This window comes from Acinetobacter legionensis, from assembly GCF_048552295.1.
Lineage (GTDB): Bacteria > Pseudomonadota > Gammaproteobacteria > Pseudomonadales > Moraxellaceae > Acinetobacter.
This window is the reverse complement of record NZ_JBIMCW010000002.1, coordinates 129,459-147,807: the sequence shown is the minus strand read 5'-3', so window position 1 is coordinate 147,807 and position 18,349 is coordinate 129,459. Positions and strand designations below refer to the sequence as shown.

Genomic DNA, 18,349 nt, shown 5'->3' with positions numbered 1-18,349 from the left:
GTGGCTTATTGTTTAAGTTTACTTTTCTTCTTCGTCTTGTTGCTCAGGCAAATCTTTCACTGCTTCTGCAATTAAACCAAACATATAGTTACCATAGGCATTGGTTTTATCATAATGAAAGCGCAAACGAGGCGTTATACGAGTTTTGATACGACGACCTAATTCGTGGCGTAAGAAACCAGATGCTTTATTTAAGACATCTAAAGTTTCTTTATTTGCCACTTCACTTTGCTCATCGCCAAGTTCACGCCCCATCACGGTAACGTAAACTTCTGCATAACCTAGATCTGGACTCACTTTCACCGCAGAGATGGTCACAAGACCACCTAAGCGAGGATCTTTAAGCTCTTGGCGAATCAGTTCTGACAACTCACGTTGTACCGTATCCGCCATACGCTTAAGACGTTGACTACCCGCCATTAAAGACTCCGTTTAATCAACTGAACATCATACACTTCGATTTTATCCAGTGCTTTGATGTCTTTATAACCTTTCACTGCAAGACCACATTCCATACCAGCACGAACTTCTTCAACCACTTCTTTATAGCGACGAAGAGATTCAAGCTCGCCTTGGAATACCACAACATCATCACGTAGTACACGGATTGGTTTATTACGATGCAATACACCTTCGAGCACCATACAACCTGCAGCAGCACCAAACTTACTTGAGTGGAATACTTCACGAACTTCTGCAACACCTAAAATTGTTTCACGGTGTTCAGGTGCAAGTTTTCCGCTCATTGCTGCTTTCACATCATCAATAAGTTGATAGATGATTGAGTAGTAACGAATGTCGATACCATCTGCATCTGCTTTTTGACGCGCGGTATTGTCTGCACGTACGTTAAAGCCAAGAAGTACTGCTTCTGAAGATTCAGCAAGGGTCACATCAGACTCAGTGATTGCACCCACGCCCGAACCGATTACACGTACTTTAACTTCGTCAGTTGCAAGATCAGCAAGTGCAACATGTAGCGCTTCCAAGGTACCTCGTACATCAGTTTTAAGAACAACATTCACAATCGGCACATCTTTCTTGCCCATTGATGCCATGATGTTCTCAAGACGCATTGCGCTTTGACGTTCAAGACGTTTTTGACGCTCACGGTCCATACGCGCATCAGCAACTTCACGTGCTTTTTTCTCGTCATTAACAACAAGAACTTCATCACCCGCCATTGGCGCTTCTGGAAGACCTAAAATTTCAACTGGAATTGAAGGACCTGCAGATTGAATACGTTGACCATTCTCATCGGTCATCGCACGAACACGGCCGTAAGATGCGCCAGCAAGAACCAAGTCACCTACTTTCAGTGTACCGTTTTGAACAAGAATAGACGTTACCGCACCACGGCTATTGTCTACACGTGCTTCAATTACAACACCTTGTGCCGCACCTTCTTCAGACGCTTTCAACTCTAACATTTCAGCTTGAATTGAAATCAAATCTAGAAGTTCGTCGATACCTTGACCTGAGTGTGCTGAAACCATTGCAACTGGTACATCACCACCCCATTGTTCAGGCACGATTTCTTTGGTTGTCAATTCATTCAATACGCGATCTGGATCAGCTGATTCTTTATCCATTTTATTGATTGCAACAATAATTGGAGTACCCGCCGCACGTGCATGATCAATTGCTTCCGCAGTTTGTGGCATTACACCATCATCCGCTGCAACAACAAGTACCACAATATCAGTCGCTTTAGCACCACGTGAACGCATTGCAGTAAATGCAGCATGTCCTGGCGTATCTAGGAAGGTAATAATTCCTTTATCCGTTTTAACGTGATAAGCACCAATATGCTGTGTAATCCCGCCCGCTTCGCCTTGCGCAACTTTGGCACGACGAATCCGATCCAGTAACGATGTCTTACCATGGTCAACGTGACCCATGATTGTCACAACTGGCGCACGTGTTGTTTGCGCACCACGTGCTTCTTCAGCTGCTTCAAGTAAGTTATCTTCAGCTTGTGTATCAGATACACGAACTGGGTTGTGACCCATTTCTTCAACAATTAATGCCGCAACTTCTTGCTCAATGGCTTGGTTCTGAGTAACAAGCTCACCCATTTTCATCAGTGATTTAATTACTTCACGAACTTTAACTGCCATTTTTGCTGCAAGGTCTGCAACAACAATAGTTTCTCCAATTTCAACGTCATAAACTTGCTTTTTAACTGGTTTCTCAAAACCATGTTTATTCGCTTGACTGGTTTTTAAACCACGTTTATGCGGGTTATGGCTGAAAGATTGCTCTTCCTGACCACGACGACCACCTTTCTTAGGAGAACGTGTATTTGCAGTATTGGTACCACGTTTGATTTCACGGTCTTCTTTTGCAAATGAGTCTTCATATGCTTGACCAACCAAACCTGCAGCCAACGGTGAATCATCAACTACACGAATCGTTGTCGCAGTTTCATCAGAAGAATACTTAGACGCCATTTGACGCATTTGCTCAAGCGTACGCTGTTGAGCTTCTTCTGCCGACTTACGACGAGCGGCTTCTTCAGTCGCTTTCAGTTGTGCTGCTTGAGCTTCACGTGCACGTTTCTGCTCAGGGGTTTCAATTGTTTTTACTGTTGCTTTAGTAATCGGCTTATTGGTCGATTTACGTTTTACAACAACAGCTGCTTTTGGTGTTTCTTTTGCAGCAGTTTGTTGTTTAGCAGCAGCACGCATTTTTTCTAAATTCGCTTTCGCTGAGCTTTCAGTCTTTTCAACTCCAGCCACAACAGTATTTTGCTGTACTTTTTGAGTTGACGTCGCTTGAGCATTTGCTTGAGCTTTAGCCAAAGCTTCCGCTTTGATTTGTTCAGGATCTGGCTTAGTAAACGTATGTTTCTTGCGAACTTCTACGTTAATTGTCTTCGCTTTACCTGAAGTACTCGCAACTTTAGCCGTACTTGTCGTTTTACGTTTCAACGTGATTTGTCCTGCTTGTCCCGTATCTTGACCATGTGCTTTTTTCAAATGGTTCACGAGAACATCTTGCTGTTCAGTAGAAATTTTATCTTCAGCCTGTTTTTGTGGCAATCCAGCTTCACGCACCTGATCAAGGAGCTTTGCAACAGGAAGTCCTACGCTGACCGCTAACTCTTGAATTGACTTATCCGTCATGTATTACCTCCTAGTTAAACCATGATTCACGTGCTTTCATAATCAATTGACCTGCTTTCTCAGCGCCTAAACCGTCGATATCAGAAATATCATCCGTTGCTTGGTCAGCTAAGTCATCGATTGTTACCACACCACGTGCTGCTAAAGCATGCGCAATTTCAGAAGTCATTCCTTCCATAGCAACAAGTTCTGGACTTGGGTCCTGAATATCTTCTTGTTGCTTTAATGCATCAGCCAAAGCTGCTTCTTTTGCACGACTTTGTAGCAATTCAACTGTATCTGCATCTAATTCGATTTCATCGAAAGTTTCCGCAGGCACATAAGCAATTTCCTCAAGTGAGGTAAAGCCCATTTCTACTAAAGCCATTGCAAGATCTTCTTCAATATCAAGACGTGTTACAAACATGTCTAAATACTGTTGAGCTTCACTTTGTTGACGAGCACGGTACTCATCTTCAAGCATCATATCTAATTTATAACCCGTAAGCTCTGATGCTAAACGGACGTTTTGACCTTGTGATCCAATTGCTCGCGCAAGTTGATCACTGGTTGCAAAAATAATGTCTGCTGTACGTGCATCTTCATCAATCACAATCCCGGATACATCCGCAGGCTCTAAAGCACTTGCGATATATTGAGCCGGATCATCAGACCACACAACAACATCTATACGTTCACCATTTAATTCAGACTGAACCGCTTGGATACGTGTACCACGCATACCAATACACGCACCGACTGGATCGATACGATGATCGTTGGTCTTAACCGCAATTTTTGCACGTACACCTGGTTGACGTGCTGCTGCTTTAATCTCAATGATTTCTTCAGAAATTTCAGGAATTTCTTTTTTCATTAATGCAATCAGCATTTCAGGTTTAGCACGTGACAACAATAATTGCGCACCACGACCTTCACGGTTCACATTATAAAGAATTGCATTCATACGCTGTTTAGGGCGAAGAATTTCTTTAGGAATCATTTCTTCACGTGCTAAATAGGCTTCTGCGTTATCACCTAAGTCTATAATGAAGCCATCTTTGGTTTGTTTTTTCACTTCACCGTAGATCAGTTCACCCACTTTAGCTTCATAAGCATCCGCCACTAAAGCACGTTCAGCTTCACGAATTTTTTGCACAATTACTTGTTTGGCAATCTGTGCTGCAATACGACCAAAATCAATTGATGGTACTTCTAACTCACGGATATCACCAATTGACCATTGAGCAGGATCAACATCAGAAATCGCATCTTGACATGCTGGCATTTCATGATCTTCATCAGCAACAACTTCCCATTGACGGAAAGTGCTGTAATCACCTGTCTTACGATCAATTTCTACACGTAACTGAGCTTCTTCCGAATTCGTTCCTTCGTAGAATTTCTTTTTTGTCGCTGCAACCAAAGCCTGTTCAAGCGCTTCAAAAATTGCTTCACGACTTACACCTTTCTCATTACTTACCGTTTCAACGACGGTGAGAATTTCACGTGCCATAAGTCACCTATTTATTCAGATTTCTATTTCTGGATTAATCCTGAAAGATCAAATTCGCTTTGTCTATATTGTTGCTATCGATCTCAAGTACGTGCTGTTGTTCAACTTCAACTTGAATGAATTCATTTTCTAAATCTACAGCAATTAATTTTGCTTGGAATTTACGGCGATTTTCAACTGCAGCAATCAAACGCAATGCAACTTGTTGTCCGATGTATTTTTCTAACTGTGCCAACTGGAAGAATGGTCGATCCCAACCTGGAGATGATACTTCTAAAGCATATTCGCCTGAAATTGGATCATGTACATCTAATATTGCACCAACTTGCTGAGTCACACGTACACAATCTTGTACGCCAATACCACGACCCAATTCTGCTTCACCATCTTCATTAATCGTTGGTTCAGCATTTTCCACCACATCTTTATCGATATAAATACGCAATAAAGAACGCTTACCTTGAGGAATAAATTCGATCCCCCAAAGTTCTACATCACAAGCTTGCACTGCAGGAGTGATTAAGTCTTGAAGTGCTTGAGTTTTATTTGATAGCTTCATTTACTCTCGTCATATTTGTGCGATTCAATCGCTCATCGGACTAATTCAAACTTACTATAGTGAAGCATGTCTTTTTGACCAATTGATGTCCACACCACACGATAGCCAATAAAAAAGGGCGTAATCGCCCCTATTATCGCACAGTAAACCGAAGTTCACTATGCAAAAAAGACCCACCTATCTGTGAGCCCTTTTAGAAACTTGGTAGCGGGAGCTGGATTTGAACCAACGACCTTCGGGTTATGAGCCCGACGAGCTACCAGACTGCTCCATCCCGCATCAGCGTTGCAAAATTATACACAAGAAATTTAATTTTTTCAATCCATCATTGACAGATACATTGAATTTCTTGCTTGATTAAGTTGCACCTTAATCAAAATGGTAGCGGGAGCTGGATTTGAACCAACGACCTTCGGGTTATGAGCCCGACGAGCTACCAGACTGCTCCATCCCGCAACAACATTGCAAATTCACACATAATATAAATTTTTCAACTTACATTATCATTAACTAAGTTGCATCTTAATTAAATTGGTAGCGGGAGCTGGATTTGAACCAACGACCTTCGGGTTATGAGCCCGACGAGCTACCAGACTGCTCCATCCCGCATCAATGTTTTTTTCAGCTGCTAACACCAACAATCTGGTTCATTGTTGGTGCGGAAGGGGGGACTTGAACCCCCACGCCCGAAAGCACTACCACCTCAAGGTAGCGTGTCTACCAATTCCACCACCACCGCAGCTGTGACGCATTCTAGTCGCATCATTCAGAAAAAGAAAGAACTAAATGGCATTATTCGCCAGTTTTTGGTGCAGTTGGTGAAGTTTCACCCGTATTGGCGGGTGCAGGTGCTGTGGTTTGAGAACTGCTCTGTACAGATTTTAAACCATAGGCATCCGATGTTTGTTTTTTAGCAAACACCGCTAAACTTAAACTGGTGATAAAAAACAAAGCCGTGAGAATTGCAGTTAAACGGGTTAAAAAGCTTGCAGAACCCGAGGCACCAAATACAGTTGCAGCACCACCGCCACCAAATGATGCACCTGCATCTGCACCTTTACCGTGCTGAACGAGGATCAGCCCGATCATCAAAACGGCCAAGATAATATGTACAACCAGCACAAATGTATGCATGCTGAACTCCTATTCTTCTGTTTGAGCAAATGCTTGAGCAATTTTATAAAATGACTCAGCATTAAGTGATGCACCACCAACCAGTGCACCGTTGATATCTGGACATGCAGCTAACTCTACTGCATTTTCAGGCTTGACACTACCACCATACAAAATCGCAGTATGTTGAGCTTGAGCCGTAATTTGAGTTAAACCTTCACGAATTTTTGCATGCATTGTCTGTGCATCTTGCGGAGAAGCAGTCTTACCTGTTCCGATTGCCCAAATCGGTTCATAGGCAATCACAATATTGTGCCATTGTTCTACTTTTACAACTGCTGCGAGATCGCAAATTTGTTGTAAAACCACTTGCTCTGCCTGCCCTGCTTCACGTTGTTCTAAGCTTTCACCCACGCAATAAATCACGCGAAGCCCTGCATTTAAAGCACTGGCTACTTTAGCTTTAATTTTTTGAACATCATCGCCAAAAATTTCTCGGCGTTCTGAATGCCCAATCAATACATAATCAATATGACTGTCTTTAAGTAACTCAGCACTGACTTCACCGGTATAAGCACCTGTGCCTGCCATTTGAGAAAGATCTTGTGCGACAACTTTGATGGGTGAATCTGCATCGTTAATTAATTTTTGTACAGACAATAAAGCAATAGAAATAGGTGCAACACCAATATGACATTGTTGTTCTGTAATCGGTGTTTGTTGTAAATACTGATTTAAATCTTGAATGAGCTGTTGCGAATTCGCTTGCATTGGGTTCATTTTCCAATTGCCGACAACCCAAGGAGTAATAGTCGAACTCGACATACATCTAACCTTTTATCGAAAATGTGCACATTCTACACGGAATTTATATTTTTAAAGTATTTTTTCTTTATCAATTCAGTCATCCTATTTAAAGTCATGTTTTAATAACAACGCAAGAAACATAAAACATTTCAAAGATAATGCTAAAAAGCCTCATTGGCTCAAATTATTGTTAAATATGTTTCTATAAAAATACGTTTAATTCTAGATATTTCTAAGGATCATCGTATAATTTTCGTATTCCAATTATAAAATGAAATTTAATGTGTTTTGGGGATGTCTATGCAAAATGGTTCACCTAAGTTTTCGGGGTATATCCGTCGCTTAGTCGACGAAGGTTTTTTATCTGCCCAGCAAATGAAAGATGCGTTCAGTAACGCTCAAAAAAATAAAGTGAGTATCGTTGCCTATCTCAGTGAAAAATTAAATATACCACCACTGATCATTGCCGAAATGATCTCCGTTGAGTTTGGAGAGCCTATTTTTGATCTGGACAGCTTTAATCCTGAAATGCTGCTCAAAGAGATTGTTGATCCAAATTTAGTCACCAAACATAAAGTGATCCCTTTGATACAACGCGGTAATATTTTATATGTCGCCACCAGTGATCCGACCAATATAGAAGCATTGGATGCCATTCGTTTTAACTGTGGTCTGAATATTGAACCGATTATTGTTGAGCACCATAAATTAGAAAAACTATTAGAAAAACACTTTACGGTAGAAGAAAGTTTTAACTTTGGCGATGAAGATTTTGATGTTGATGTCATTGCTACCGATGACCAACCTCCATCTGAAGATGATGATGAAGCATCTGAAGAAGAAGCACCTATTGTTAAATATATCAATAAACTCTTGGTCGATGCGATTCGCATGGGAGCATCAGATTTACACTTTGAGCCTTATGAAAAAAGTTATCGGGTACGTTATCGAGTAGATGGTGTGCTTAGAACCATTACCAATCCGCCCTTACAACTGGCAAGTCGTTTGGCATCACGCTTAAAAGTCATGTCCAGAATGGATATTTCAGAAAAGCGTGTCCCGCAAGATGGTCGGATCAAATTAAAACTCTCAAAAACCAAAGCAATTGATTTTCGTGTAAATTCATTACCTACCTTGTTTGGTGAAAAATTGGTACTGCGTATTCTTGATCCATCAAGTGCCATGCTGGGTATTGATGCGCTCGGATATGAGGAAAAGCAAAAAGCTTTATTTATGGAGGCTTTAGAGAAACCTCAAGGTATGTTACTGATTACGGGGCCAACAGGTTCTGGTAAAACTGTTTCCCTCTATACTGGCTTAAATATCCTGAATACAGAAAGTTCAAATATCTCCACGGCTGAAGATCCAGTTGAAATTAACTTGGAAGGCATCAATCAAGTCAATGTCAACCTCAAGGCCGGTCTCACTTTCTCAGTCGCACTAAAATCGTTCTTACGTCAAGACCCTGACATTATCATGGTCGGAGAAATTCGTGACCTTGAAACTGCTGAAATTGCGATTAAGGCTGCTCAAACGGGTCATATGGTGATGTCTACGCTACATACCAACAGTGCGCCAGAAACGTTGACCCGTTTACGCAATATGGGAGTACCCTCATTTAACATTGCCACTTCGGTGAATCTTGTGATTGCACAACGATTGGCAAGACGCTTATGTAATCATTGTAAAGCACCTGTTGAAATTCCTAGACAGAGTTTGTTAGAAATGGGCTTTACTGAACAAGACTTAAGTAATCCTGAATTACAAATTTTTCAACCTGTAGGCTGTAGTCAATGCCGTGAAGGCTATAAAGGGCGTGTCGGGATCTATGAAGTCATGAAAGTAACACCTGAGATTTCAAAAATTATCATGGAAGATGGCAATGCACTTCAAATTGCAGCGGCATCAGAGAAATTGGGGTTTGATAATCTAAGACGTTCAGGTTTAATTAAAGTCATCAATGGCTTAACTTCTTTACAAGAAATTAACCGTGTGACCAGCGAATAAATATAATCAATATTCAAGGAAATTATGATGGCAGCTAAAAAAGCTCAAATGATGCCTACATTTGCTTATGACTGGGTTGATCGCAAAGGGATCAAGGTTAAAGGAGAATTACCTTCACGTAATATGGCACTTGCCAAAGTCACCCTGCGCAAACAAGGCATTACCATTAAAACCATTCGAGAAAAAAGGAATAATATTTTTGAAGGTTTAATGAAAAAAGGCATTTCTACTTTAGATATTACCATTTTCACTCGTCAACTCGCCACAATGATGAAAGCAGGTGTCCCGTTAGTACAAAGCTTTGAAATCGTTGCAGAAGGGCTAGAAAACCCCTCTATGCGAGAAGTGGTACTGGGAATTAAAAATGAGGTTGAAGGAGGCAATACTTTTGCTGGGGCTTTAAGAAAATATCCACGCTATTTTGACAACTTGTTCTGTTCATTGGTTGAATCCGGAGAGCAATCCGGTGCCTTAGAAACCATGCTTGATCGTGTGGCGATCTATAAAGAAAAAAGTGAATTACTGAAGCAAAAAATTAAAAAAGCCATGAAATATCCAATTTCTGTGATTGTCGTCGCTCTTATTGTCACGATTATTTTAATGGTCAAAGTGGTACCCGTTTTTCAGGATTTATTTAGCTCCTTTGGTGCAGATCTCCCCGCATTTACGCAAATGGTAGTGAATATGTCCAATTGGATGCAAAAATATTGGTTTATTCTGATTCTCTTTATCGCTATTGTGATTACTGCTTTTTTAGAAGCAAAAAAACGCAGTCAGAAATTTCAAGATTTTCTAGATCGGACAACACTGAGACTGCCTATTTTTGGCGATCTGGTCTATAAAGCCATCATTGCACGTTATAGTCGTACACTTGCAACAACGTTTGCTGCTGGGGTACCACTCATTGAAGCGTTAGAATCAACTGCAGGCGCGACCAATAATGTGGTTTATGAACAAGCGGTAATGAAAATCCGTGAGGATGTCGCCACTGGACAGCAACTGAACTTTGCCATGCGCGCAACAAATAAGTTCCCTTCTATGGCTATCCAAATGGTGGCGATTGGTGAAGAATCTGGCGCATTGGATGCAATGTTAGACAAAGTTGCAACGCATTTTGAAAATGAAGTCGACAATGCTGTGGATGGATTAACCTCAATGATGGAACCGTTAATTATGGCGATATTAGGGGTATTGGTTGGTGGCTTAGTCATTGCCATGTATCTGCCAATTTTCCAAATGGGTTCAGTGGTTGGTGGGTAATGATGAATATGTTCCATGATTTGTTAAATTTTGTGATTCAATCACCAACAGCACTCTATCTGACTGTTGGTATCTTAGGGCTTTGTATTGGTAGTTTTTTAAATGTGGTGATTTACCGCACACCCAAGATAATGGAAAAAGAATGGCGACAGGATTGGCATGCTGAGTGCCAATTACTGGGGGGTTCACAACAGATTGTGATTGATGAAGAAAAACTCAGTCTCAGCCAACCAGCCTCTACCTGTCCCAAATGCAAAACCTCGATTCGCTGGTACCAAAATATACCCGTCATCAGTTGGTTAGCTTTAAGAGGGAAATGTGCTTCATGCCAAAATCCAATTGGCATGCGTTATCCATTTGTTGAGCTTTTAACTGCGGTGTGTTCATTGACAGTCGTTGCTGTTTACGGCCCAACACTACAAATGGTTTTTGGTGTACTGCTGACTTGGGTGCTGATCACGCTGACATTTATTGATTTTGACACTCAATTACTTCCAGACCGCTTTACTTTAACCTTGGCTGCCATAGGTTTAGGTATTAACTCATTTCATCTTTATACAACAGCAAGTGCTGCTATTTGGGGGTATATTATTGGTTTCCTCTGTCTCTGGATTGTCTACTATCTATTTAAAATAGTCACAGGCAAAGAAGGCATGGGTTATGGTGACTTTAAGCTACTTGCTGCACTTGGCGCTTGGATGGGACCCTTGATGTTACCGTTAATTATCCTACTTTCTTCTGTGGTGGGGGCGATCATTGGTATTATTTTACTTAAGATTCGTAAAGAAAATGTCCCTTTTGCTTTCGGTCCTTATATTGCCATCGCAGGATGGATTGCATTTCTATGGGGTGAGCAAATTATGAAAGTATATTTGGGTCAATAATTTCAACACAGTATTAGGAATGCGCAATGACGTTTATCTTGGGTTTAACAGGTGGAATTGGTAGTGGTAAATCCGCAGCAAGTCAGTGGTTTGAAACCCAAGGGATTACAGTGGTTGATGCAGATATTGTAGCAAGAGAAATTGTTGAAAAAGGACAACCTGCACTTCAAAAAATTAAACAGGTTTTTGGGGATTGGGTGTTATTAAGCAATGGTGAACTTGATCGTCGCGCATTGAGAGAACATATTTTTAAAGATCCACAGGCACGACAACAGCTTGAATCGATTACTCATCCAGCAATTCGCACTGAGATTATTCAACAATTACAAGCAGCAACCAGTCCTTATGTGATTTTGGTTTCTCCCCTGCTTTTTGAGACCAACCAACATGAACTCACTCAACGCACGCTATTGATTGATGCCAGTGAAGACATGCAAATCTTACGTGCTTCACAACGAGATGGACAATCCATCGAACAAATTCAGAAAATTATTGCAGCCCAAATGCCACGTCATGAAAAGCAAAAATTAGTAGATGATATTGTGCTCAATGATGGGCATATTGATCATCTATACGCAAAATTAGAGTCTTTACATCAACAGTATCTCAAACTCACAACAGCTTAGTAAATAATTGAAGCTTTCTGAATCAATAGACTACTTGCATCAGTCAAAATGAGTATTCAATACTTTTAAATATTGATGAAACATAGATGGGGTATCTATCGTGAGGCGACATTTATGTCGCCATACTGGCTGGACGTACCGGGCGTACAGAACGCTCCCCTTACCCAACATGAGTAAAAACAAAGCACGGCTTTGTTTTTAGTGCAAGGTTTAGCATCGCCTACACAAAGCGATTTAAGCTTTAAATGTTAAGCGTGGCAATGCAAATTTGATATTCATGCACTTAATTTCAATGTAAGGGTAAAAGTTTCATGCTTGATAAAGCTTAATCACATTTAAAAATCATCCCAAAGCTTATTTTCGTAAGCTCTAATGATGATTAATTAAAAATGGCTTATTGATTTGGTTTATTCTCATCCAACTGCTGCTGCAAACTGTCTTTATGGGTAAACCAACGCCAGGGCTGTAAAGCGCCAATGCCCATACCAATCAAACCACACATCATTGCGAGGCTTATAGGTTCATTTAATAAAGGTACGGCGATAATTGCGGCAATAAAAGGCGCAAGTGTGACAATACTGCCTGTTTTAAAAGCACCTAATCTTTTAATTGCTTCAACATACGCCAAAGTCGCAATGATCACCACAAAAATACCGTGAAAAAGCGTTTGCATGACCAAATGTGGTGTGGACACTTGATCTAAGTTTTTAGGTAAAAACAACAAATAAATCGGGACATAAACGATCGCCGACCATATCGCAACACCTGCCATGGCGTGCCATGCGGAAAGTTGCCATTGACGCAGTAATACAGTGAAACTCCCCCACCAAATTGCACTGATAAAAAACAATAAATCCCCAATACCGAAAGCAACACCTGTTTCGGTATACATCAGAAAACTCATTGCAGAAATGGCAGCCAGCATGATGCTTAAACTGATCCATATATGTTTATCAAACGGCTGACGATAAAGTAAAAAACCAGCTAAAGCTGTGCACAATGGAATGCAGCCATTTAAAAAAATGGCTGCATGTGCCGCGGGCACAAAGTGAAATGCGCTATATGAAGTTAAACAATATGCAACACCACCAATCATCGCCAAAATGAAGGGTTGTTTGTTCAATAGAAAAGCTGTGTCTTTTTTATAGATTAATATCGGCATCAGTATACAAAATGCCAATGAAAAGCGTAATGCCGTAATATCCCATGGGCTGATATGCCAGATTGCATTCAGTCTTGAAGTAATCGTAAAACCTCCCCAAATACACATTGTGATGGCTACATAAATGTAGCCTTGAGTACGGGAGGTCATCATGATGCTTCTCTAATTTTACCGATACAATTTAAACTAAATCATTCACTTTGTTGACGTTGACGGCATGCCTCATATAACGCCATACCAGTAGCCACGCTGACATTTAAACTTTGTAAATTTCCAGCCATCGGGATAAATACGGTTTGATCACATTGTGATTGAGTAATTGGACGTAACCCTGTGTCCTCTGCGCCCATCACGATACATACTGCTGTTCCGGTAAAATCAAACTTCTGGATAGGGAGGGCTTTTTCATCAAGCATGGTCCCCACCACACGAACATTATAATTATCTTTGATTTGTCCAAGCGTACGCGCCAAATTGGTCACTTGAATAAACTTCACCTTTTCAGCACCACCTGCTGCAACTTTGCGTGCAGTTGGAGTTAATGTTGCCGCACGGTCACGCGGTACAATCACCGCCTCTACACCCATAGCTGCTGCTGTACGGATACATGCACCTAGATTATGTGGATCTGTAATATGATCCAAAGCCAATATCAAAGGTTGCTGGGTTGACTCTAAAAGCTGATCTAAATCTTTTTCATTCAATACAGGATGCGGGCGAACAGCTGCGACCACACCTTGGTGAAAAGGTTGACCTGCCAACTTTTCCAAGCTATCTCGGCTTGCTTTTTGCACACTGATACCAAAAGGCTCTGCAAGCTGAAGAATACGTTGTAAACGTTGATCATCACGACCTTTTAAAGTAAATAAGGTTAAAACACGTTCAGGTTCTAACTCCAATAATGACTCCACTGAATGAACGCCATAATAATATTCGGACTTCGCCATGAACAACCTCATTAACAACAGGATGATAGAAATGAAAAATCCTGCAAAGCCAACTTTACAGGATTTTATGTGATGCTCTAGTTTAACCGATTTAGCGCAAAAATTCTTTGCCTAATTTAAAAACAAAAGCATAGCTTTACTTTAAGCAAAGCTTTTTAATTAACCTTCTAAATGGCAAACGTAGTCTAAAACATCATCCGTTTCAATCTTAAAACGACTATTACCAGGCACATAAAATGACTGACCTGCACGGAACAACTCACTTTCTTCACTGTCTGCGATTTTAACGCGACATTCACCAGAAATAATTTCCATGCGTTCAGGCACATGTGTTTCAAATGTTAAAGCTTCTTCTGTTGGAAGAATGACCCCTAAAGTCTTTTTGGTTCCGTCTTCAAACTGCACAGTGTGGCTAATACATAAACCGCCAAAATATACATTAGATTTTTTAACTACTGATACATGATCGTACTGAGCTGACATGCGTATTCTCCAGATAATGCGCATTTATAAAAATTATGTTCGATGTAGTTTAATGTTGCTCTGCAAACTAATCAATCTATGTTTTTACTGTTGAGCTGTTTCTATTTTTGTCTGCTTTATCAGACCGCTTAGATCAAAGCTTAAGCTTCCTTAACAATAAAGACCAAAACCACAATACTTGTCAGCAAAAATGCCACCCTATGTATGCTCAATTTATTTCCTACTTAGAGTGAAGAAAAGTCTTGTTTCAAGATTGGCCCATCTCTATAAATTAAAATTACGTCTTGCTTTGGAGGAAAACGAGGATGAGCATATGCTGATTTATGTATTAGTCAAAATGAGCATTCAATACTTTTAAATATTGATGAAACATAGATGGTCTTTCTATCGTGAGGCGAGATGGATGTCGCCATGTTGGGTGGAATTACAGGACGTGCCTTTCACCCAACATGCACAAAAACAAAGCATGGCTTTGTTTGCAGCACAAGGTTTGGAACCTCCTACAAAGAGTGAGGCATCGCCTACGCAAAGCGATTTAAACTTTAAATGTAAAGCGGGGCATTGCAAACTTGATCGTCATACACTTCATTTCTATGCAATGGTAAAAGTTTCATGATTCATAAAGCTTAACCACGTTGAATAAAACATCCAAAAGATTATTATCAGAAGCTCTAATGTATATGTCTAAAATTCAAGATACATTCAAATATAAGCTCAATGCAGGATAGACTGTGACGTTGATAAAAAATGTAGATATTTGCATCATTTTTTTATTTTATACAATAACCTTTATCTATTTTGATGTTTTTACTGGCATATTCAGCAAAGGAAATTACATTTTCATATTAAAATTATTTAGAATGCTTAAAATTACTTCGTATTAGAATACGTTCTGACTTGTGACCACAACAAAACTTCACTATCTTAGAACTTCACCGTTCGCAGCTTGGATGCGTTTATGCTGACACACTTAAATCTGATCAATTTTGCTTTAGCCGATAACCTTGCTATTGATATCGAGCAAGGGTTCAACGTGCTTACAGGTGAAACAGGTGCGGGTAAATCATTATTATTAGATGCGTTGTCAGCCTGTTTAGGGGAACGTACTGATACCAATTATGTGCGTTATGGTGCCGAAAAAGCAGATATTACCGCTGTTTTTAGCTATCAAGCACAGAGTCCAGAAGCAAATTGGCTCAACACCCATGAATTAGATGATGAATCTGGTGAAATTCATTTAAGACGGGTGATCTTTGCAACAGGTCGCAGTAAGGCATGGATCAATGGTCGTCCCAGCAGCCTCGCTGAATTGAAAGAACTTGGACGTCTCTTGGTACAGCTATACAGTCAGCATAGCCAACAACAACTGCTTGAGCCACCCTACCCGAAGCATTGGTTAGATCGTTATAGTAATTTTTATCAACCTGCTCAAGATGTGCGGGATGCATATAGCACTTGGCAAAAAAATATTCGTACACATCAAGCGGCGATTGACGCACAAGCCAATCGCCTACAACGCATTGACACTTTAAAATTACAACTTGAAGAACTCGAAGATGTCATTCGTATTGATTATAAAGAAATCGAACAAGAGTTTGATCGCTTAAGTCACCATGAACACATTATGCAAGACTGCGGCTATAGCTTAAATGTTCTTGATGAATCTGAACAAAATATTACCCAAGAAATTTCTTCGATTATTCGACGTTTAGAATCCCATGCTGGACGTAGTGAACTTCTGTCTGAAATTTACAATTCATTGATCAATGCACAAAGTGAAATTGATGATGCGACGGCAAATTTACGTCAGTTTATAGACCGTCAAAGTTTTGACCCTGAACGTATGGATGAGTTAAATACGCAACTTGAAGTCTTTCATCGCTTGGCACGTAAATACCGTATTCAACCCGATGAACTCAAACAGCAATATGAAACATGGCAAAATGAATTAGAGCAACTACACCAACTTGAAGATCCTGAAACCCTCGCTGAGCAAGTTGAACAATCTCATCAAGTGTTTCTCGAGAAAGCACAACATCTAGATCAGATTCGTCGTGATGCCGCTGAACCTTTAGCCAAGCAACTGACTGAGCAAGTCAAACAACTGGCGCTACCAGAAGCACATTTTGAATTTAAATTTGAACCGCTGGAACAAGTTTCTGCTGAAGGTCTAAGCTTTATTCAGTTACTCTTTACTGCCAATAAAGGTATTCCACCTCAACCACTGGCACGTGTTGCTTCTGGTGGAGAGCTGTCACGTATTGCACTGGTCATGCAAGTGATGAATGCTGAAAAAACTGAAGCAGAAGTCTTAGTGTTTGATGAAATTGATGTCGGGATCAGTGGTGGTACCGCTGAAATAGTCGGACGCTTATTGGCAGGCTTAGGACAACATGTTCAAATTTTATGTATTACCCACCAAGCTCAGGTTGCGGCCCAGTCTGATCAACACCTATTGATTAAAAAATTACAAACAGATCCTGCTAGTAGTACCATCGTTGCACTAGAGGAAGAGCAACTTATTTTAGAATTGGCACGAATGACAGGTGGCATTGAAATCGGTGAAACCACCTTGCAACATGCTAAACAATTAAGACAGTTGAAATTTCAACATTCTTAAGACATTTCATAAGAAAGAACACTCAGTTAAAAGCCCTATTCGCTGGCACAGTTGTCAGCGCTTTTATTAGGGTTTTGAGGCACATTTTTATTTGGATACCATTTTGTTCATATTTTATACATATTGATTGAAAACTTAGGCTGTTTTTGCAGGCTTTTGAAATATTCACAACCTATTGATATTAATTGTGCTATTTATATAGATATAGATTTTATTTGAACAATTAAAATTATTTAAGCGGATTGAAAAGGAGTTGCATATCGGTGCCAAAACAATATCTTTCTCATCGCTGCTTGATTGCACCACCTGATCTTGCTGATGATTTCTTTGCCAATACAGTAATCTATCTTGCTCGTCATGATGAAGATGGTGCGCAAGGTATTATTATCAATCGACCTTCAGGTATTCAAGTCAAAGAACTTTTGAATGACTTAGAAATTGAAGCAGATAATGTGCATCCGCATGAAGTCCTACAAGGTGGCCCATTACGCCCTGAAGCGGGTTTTGTGATTCATACAGGACAACCAACCTGGCATTCATCGATTGCCGTAGGTGAAAATCTGTGTATTACCACCAGCAAAGATATTTTAGATGCGATTGCACACAACGAAGGTGTCGGTCGTTATCAAATTGCATTGGGCTATGCCAGTTGGAGCAAGAATCAACTTGAAGACGAAATTACCCGTGGTGATTGGCTGATTTGTGATTCAGATATGGATTTGGTCTTTAATTTGCCTTATACCGACCGTTGGGATGCGGCTTATCGTAAAATAGGGATTGATCGTACTTGGTTATCTTCTGAGATTGGACATGCCTGATTTAAATTCCCCACAACTGATTATTGCATTTGATTTTGGTACACAAAAAACGGGGATGGCTGTAGGTTCTTCCATTATTGAAAGTGCAACACCACTTGCACTTTTTCCAATGAAAGATGGCATCCCCAATTGGGATGAACTGCTGAAGATCATCAAACAGCATCAACCGAACTTATTTCTAGTCGGCTTACCATTAAATATGGATGATTCTGAGTCAGAATTATCCACACGCGCACGTAAATTTGCACGACGTTTACGTCATCAAACCAATATTGAAACATTCATGGTCGATGAACGCTTAACCACACGTGAAGCACGAGATGAACTGGATCATTACCAAGCTCAAGGACGAGCAAAAAAATTAGCAGCGGATAGTATTGCAGCTGCTTTATTTATTGAAAGTTGGTATCGAAATCCTGAAGGAATTACCCCTTAAACTG

Annotated in this window: 17 protein-coding genes and 4 tRNA genes; 8 read left to right on the top strand and 13 right to left on the bottom strand. The window is 40.3% G+C overall.

Annotation, left to right across the window (positions count from 1 at the left end; translation table 11 throughout):
• Positions 1 to 18: 18 nt before the first annotated feature.
• The 10 genes from ACG916_RS02210 to tpiA all read right to left on the bottom strand — a co-directional run bounded on the left by ACG916_RS02210 (position 19) and on the right by tpiA (position 7,120).
• Positions 19 to 420 (bottom strand): ribosome-binding factor A, encoded by a 402-nt coding sequence (locus ACG916_RS02210; protein ID WP_336952301.1) that lies wholly within the window; start codon positions 418 to 420, stop codon positions 19 to 21.
• The gene (gene infB / locus ACG916_RS02205; RefSeq protein WP_336952302.1) at positions 420 to 3,128 is read right to left on the bottom strand and encodes a translation initiation factor IF-2; all 2,709 of its coding nucleotides are present in this window, start codon (positions 3,126 to 3,128) and stop codon (positions 420 to 422) included. Before infB ends, ACG916_RS02210 begins: the two co-directional genes overlap by 1 nt.
• A gap of 10 nt (positions 3,129 to 3,138) precedes the next feature.
• Positions 3,139 to 4,623, bottom strand: a complete 1,485-nt coding sequence (nusA, locus tag ACG916_RS02200; protein ID WP_336952303.1) for a transcription termination factor NusA — start codon at positions 4,621 to 4,623, stop codon at positions 3,139 to 3,141.
• A gap of 34 nt (positions 4,624 to 4,657) precedes the next feature.
• A complete protein-coding gene (gene rimP, locus ACG916_RS02195) occupies positions 4,658 to 5,182 on the bottom strand; it encodes a ribosome maturation factor RimP (RefSeq protein WP_419327014.1) in 525 nt (174 codons plus the stop codon).
• A 202-nt stretch (positions 5,183 to 5,384) separates the two neighbouring features.
• Positions 5,385 to 5,461: transfer RNA gene (locus ACG916_RS02190), tRNA-Met, on the bottom strand.
• A gap of 100 nt (positions 5,462 to 5,561) precedes the next feature.
• Positions 5,562 to 5,638: transfer RNA gene (locus tag ACG916_RS02185), tRNA-Met, on the bottom strand.
• A 76-nt stretch (positions 5,639 to 5,714) separates the two neighbouring features.
• A tRNA-Met gene (locus ACG916_RS02180) sits at positions 5,715 to 5,791 on the bottom strand.
• A 45-nt stretch (positions 5,792 to 5,836) separates the two neighbouring features.
• A tRNA-Leu gene (locus ACG916_RS02175) sits at positions 5,837 to 5,921 on the bottom strand.
• Between the two features lie 53 nt (positions 5,922 to 5,974).
• Positions 5,975 to 6,316 (bottom strand): preprotein translocase subunit SecG, encoded by a 342-nt coding sequence (secG, locus tag ACG916_RS02170; protein WP_336952305.1) that lies wholly within the window; start codon positions 6,314 to 6,316, stop codon positions 5,975 to 5,977.
• 9 nt (positions 6,317 to 6,325) lie between these two features.
• Entirely contained in the window at positions 6,326 to 7,120 is a 795-nt protein-coding gene (tpiA, locus tag ACG916_RS02165) for a triose-phosphate isomerase (protein ID WP_419327013.1), read from the bottom strand.
• A gap of 276 nt (positions 7,121 to 7,396) precedes the next feature.
• Between tpiA and pilB the strand changes: the two genes are divergently transcribed.
• From pilB to coaE, 4 genes are read left to right on the top strand one after another with little or no spacing between them, the layout of a single operon-like run.
• Positions 7,397 to 9,109 (top strand): type IV-A pilus assembly ATPase PilB, encoded by a 1,713-nt coding sequence (pilB, locus tag ACG916_RS02160; protein ID WP_419327012.1) that lies wholly within the window; start codon positions 7,397 to 7,399, stop codon positions 9,107 to 9,109.
• Positions 9,110 to 9,136: 27 nt separating this feature from the next.
• Positions 9,137 to 10,369: a type II secretion system F family protein gene (locus ACG916_RS02155; RefSeq protein ID WP_419330198.1), complete on the top strand. Its 1,233-nt coding sequence runs from the start codon at positions 9,137 to 9,139 to the stop codon at positions 10,367 to 10,369.
• A 2-nt stretch (positions 10,370 to 10,371) separates the two neighbouring features.
• Positions 10,372 to 11,253 (top strand): prepilin peptidase, encoded by an 882-nt coding sequence (locus tag ACG916_RS02150; protein ID WP_419330196.1) that lies wholly within the window; start codon positions 10,372 to 10,374, stop codon positions 11,251 to 11,253.
• Between the two features lie 26 nt (positions 11,254 to 11,279).
• Positions 11,280 to 11,879 carry a dephospho-CoA kinase gene (coaE, locus tag ACG916_RS02145; protein WP_419327009.1) on the top strand — a complete coding sequence of 200 codons (600 nt, stop codon included), beginning with the start codon at positions 11,280 to 11,282 and terminating at the stop codon, positions 11,877 to 11,879.
• A gap of 394 nt (positions 11,880 to 12,273) precedes the next feature.
• On the opposite strand, the gene ACG916_RS02140 is transcribed toward coaE, so the two are convergent.
• The 3 genes from ACG916_RS02140 to ppnP form a co-directional block, all read right to left on the bottom strand.
• On the bottom strand, positions 12,274 to 13,194 hold the full coding sequence (locus ACG916_RS02140; protein WP_419327008.1) for a DMT family transporter: 921 nt from the start codon (positions 13,192 to 13,194) through the stop codon (positions 12,274 to 12,276).
• 38 nt (positions 13,195 to 13,232) lie between these two features.
• Positions 13,233 to 13,988, bottom strand: coding sequence for a 23S rRNA (guanosine(2251)-2'-O)-methyltransferase RlmB (gene rlmB / locus ACG916_RS02135; protein WP_419327007.1), 756 nt, complete (start codon positions 13,986 to 13,988; stop codon positions 13,233 to 13,235).
• 159 nt (positions 13,989 to 14,147) lie between these two features.
• On the bottom strand, positions 14,148 to 14,471 hold the full coding sequence (gene ppnP, locus ACG916_RS02130; RefSeq protein ID WP_004718357.1) for a pyrimidine/purine nucleoside phosphorylase: 324 nt from the start codon (positions 14,469 to 14,471) through the stop codon (positions 14,148 to 14,150).
• A gap of 403 nt (positions 14,472 to 14,874) precedes the next feature.
• Between ppnP and ACG916_RS02125 the strand changes: the two genes are divergently transcribed.
• The 4 genes from ACG916_RS02125 to ruvX all read left to right on the top strand — a co-directional run bounded on the left by ACG916_RS02125 (position 14,875) and on the right by ruvX (position 18,345).
• Positions 14,875 to 15,087 (top strand): hypothetical protein, encoded by a 213-nt coding sequence (locus ACG916_RS02125; protein WP_419327006.1) that lies wholly within the window; start codon positions 14,875 to 14,877, stop codon positions 15,085 to 15,087.
• 342 nt (positions 15,088 to 15,429) lie between these two features.
• Complete coding sequence (gene recN, locus ACG916_RS02120) at positions 15,430 to 17,091, top strand: DNA repair protein RecN (RefSeq protein ID WP_419327005.1); 1,662 nt, start codon at positions 15,430 to 15,432, stop codon at positions 17,089 to 17,091.
• A gap of 263 nt (positions 17,092 to 17,354) precedes the next feature.
• Positions 17,355 to 17,909 (top strand): YqgE/AlgH family protein, encoded by a 555-nt coding sequence (locus ACG916_RS02115; protein ID WP_105714632.1) that lies wholly within the window; start codon positions 17,355 to 17,357, stop codon positions 17,907 to 17,909.
• Positions 17,902 to 18,345, top strand: coding sequence for a Holliday junction resolvase RuvX (gene ruvX / locus ACG916_RS02110; protein WP_336952317.1), 444 nt, complete (start codon positions 17,902 to 17,904; stop codon positions 18,343 to 18,345). The genes ACG916_RS02115 and ruvX overlap by 8 nt, the downstream gene beginning before the upstream one ends.
• Positions 18,346 to 18,349 lie beyond the last annotated feature (4 nt).

What these genes read in the sequence shown, in the direction of transcription:
- rimP (WP_419327014.1), bottom strand. Translation starts at nt 5,182, where the DNA reads ATGAAGCTATCAAATAAAACTCAAGCACTTCAAGACTTAATCACTCCT.
- ACG916_RS02150 (WP_419330196.1), top strand. Translation starts at nt 10,372, where the DNA reads ATGAATATGTTCCATGATTTGTTAAATTTTGTGATTCAATCACCAACA.
- secG (WP_336952305.1), bottom strand. Translation starts at nt 6,316, where the DNA reads ATGCATACATTTGTGCTGGTTGTACATATTATCTTGGCCGTTTTGATG.
- ACG916_RS02155 (WP_419330198.1), top strand. Translation starts at nt 9,137, where the DNA reads ATGGCAGCTAAAAAAGCTCAAATGATGCCTACATTTGCTTATGACTGG.
- infB (WP_336952302.1), bottom strand. Translation starts at nt 3,128, where the DNA reads ATGACGGATAAGTCAATTCAAGAGTTAGCGGTCAGCGTAGGACTTCCT.
- pilB (WP_419327012.1), top strand. Translation starts at nt 7,397, where the DNA reads ATGTCTATGCAAAATGGTTCACCTAAGTTTTCGGGGTATATCCGTCGC.
- nusA (WP_336952303.1), bottom strand. Translation starts at nt 4,623, where the DNA reads ATGGCACGTGAAATTCTCACCGTCGTTGAAACGGTAAGTAATGAGAAA.
- tpiA (WP_419327013.1), bottom strand. Translation starts at nt 7,120, where the DNA reads ATGTCGAGTTCGACTATTACTCCTTGGGTTGTCGGCAATTGGAAAATG.
- ruvX (WP_336952317.1), top strand. Translation starts at nt 17,902, where the DNA reads ATGCCTGATTTAAATTCCCCACAACTGATTATTGCATTTGATTTTGGT.
- ACG916_RS02140 (WP_419327008.1), bottom strand. Translation starts at nt 13,194, where the DNA reads ATGATGACCTCCCGTACTCAAGGCTACATTTATGTAGCCATCACAATG.
- ACG916_RS02125 (WP_419327006.1), top strand. Translation starts at nt 14,875, where the DNA reads ATGTCGCCATGTTGGGTGGAATTACAGGACGTGCCTTTCACCCAACAT.
- rlmB (WP_419327007.1), bottom strand. Translation starts at nt 13,988, where the DNA reads ATGGCGAAGTCCGAATATTATTATGGCGTTCATTCAGTGGAGTCATTA.
- ACG916_RS02210 (WP_336952301.1), bottom strand. Translation starts at nt 420, where the DNA reads ATGGCGGGTAGTCAACGTCTTAAGCGTATGGCGGATACGGTACAACGT.
- coaE (WP_419327009.1), top strand. Translation starts at nt 11,280, where the DNA reads ATGACGTTTATCTTGGGTTTAACAGGTGGAATTGGTAGTGGTAAATCC.
- recN (WP_419327005.1), top strand. Translation starts at nt 15,430, where the DNA reads ATGCTGACACACTTAAATCTGATCAATTTTGCTTTAGCCGATAACCTT.
- ppnP (WP_004718357.1), bottom strand. Translation starts at nt 14,471, where the DNA reads ATGTCAGCTCAGTACGATCATGTATCAGTAGTTAAAAAATCTAATGTA.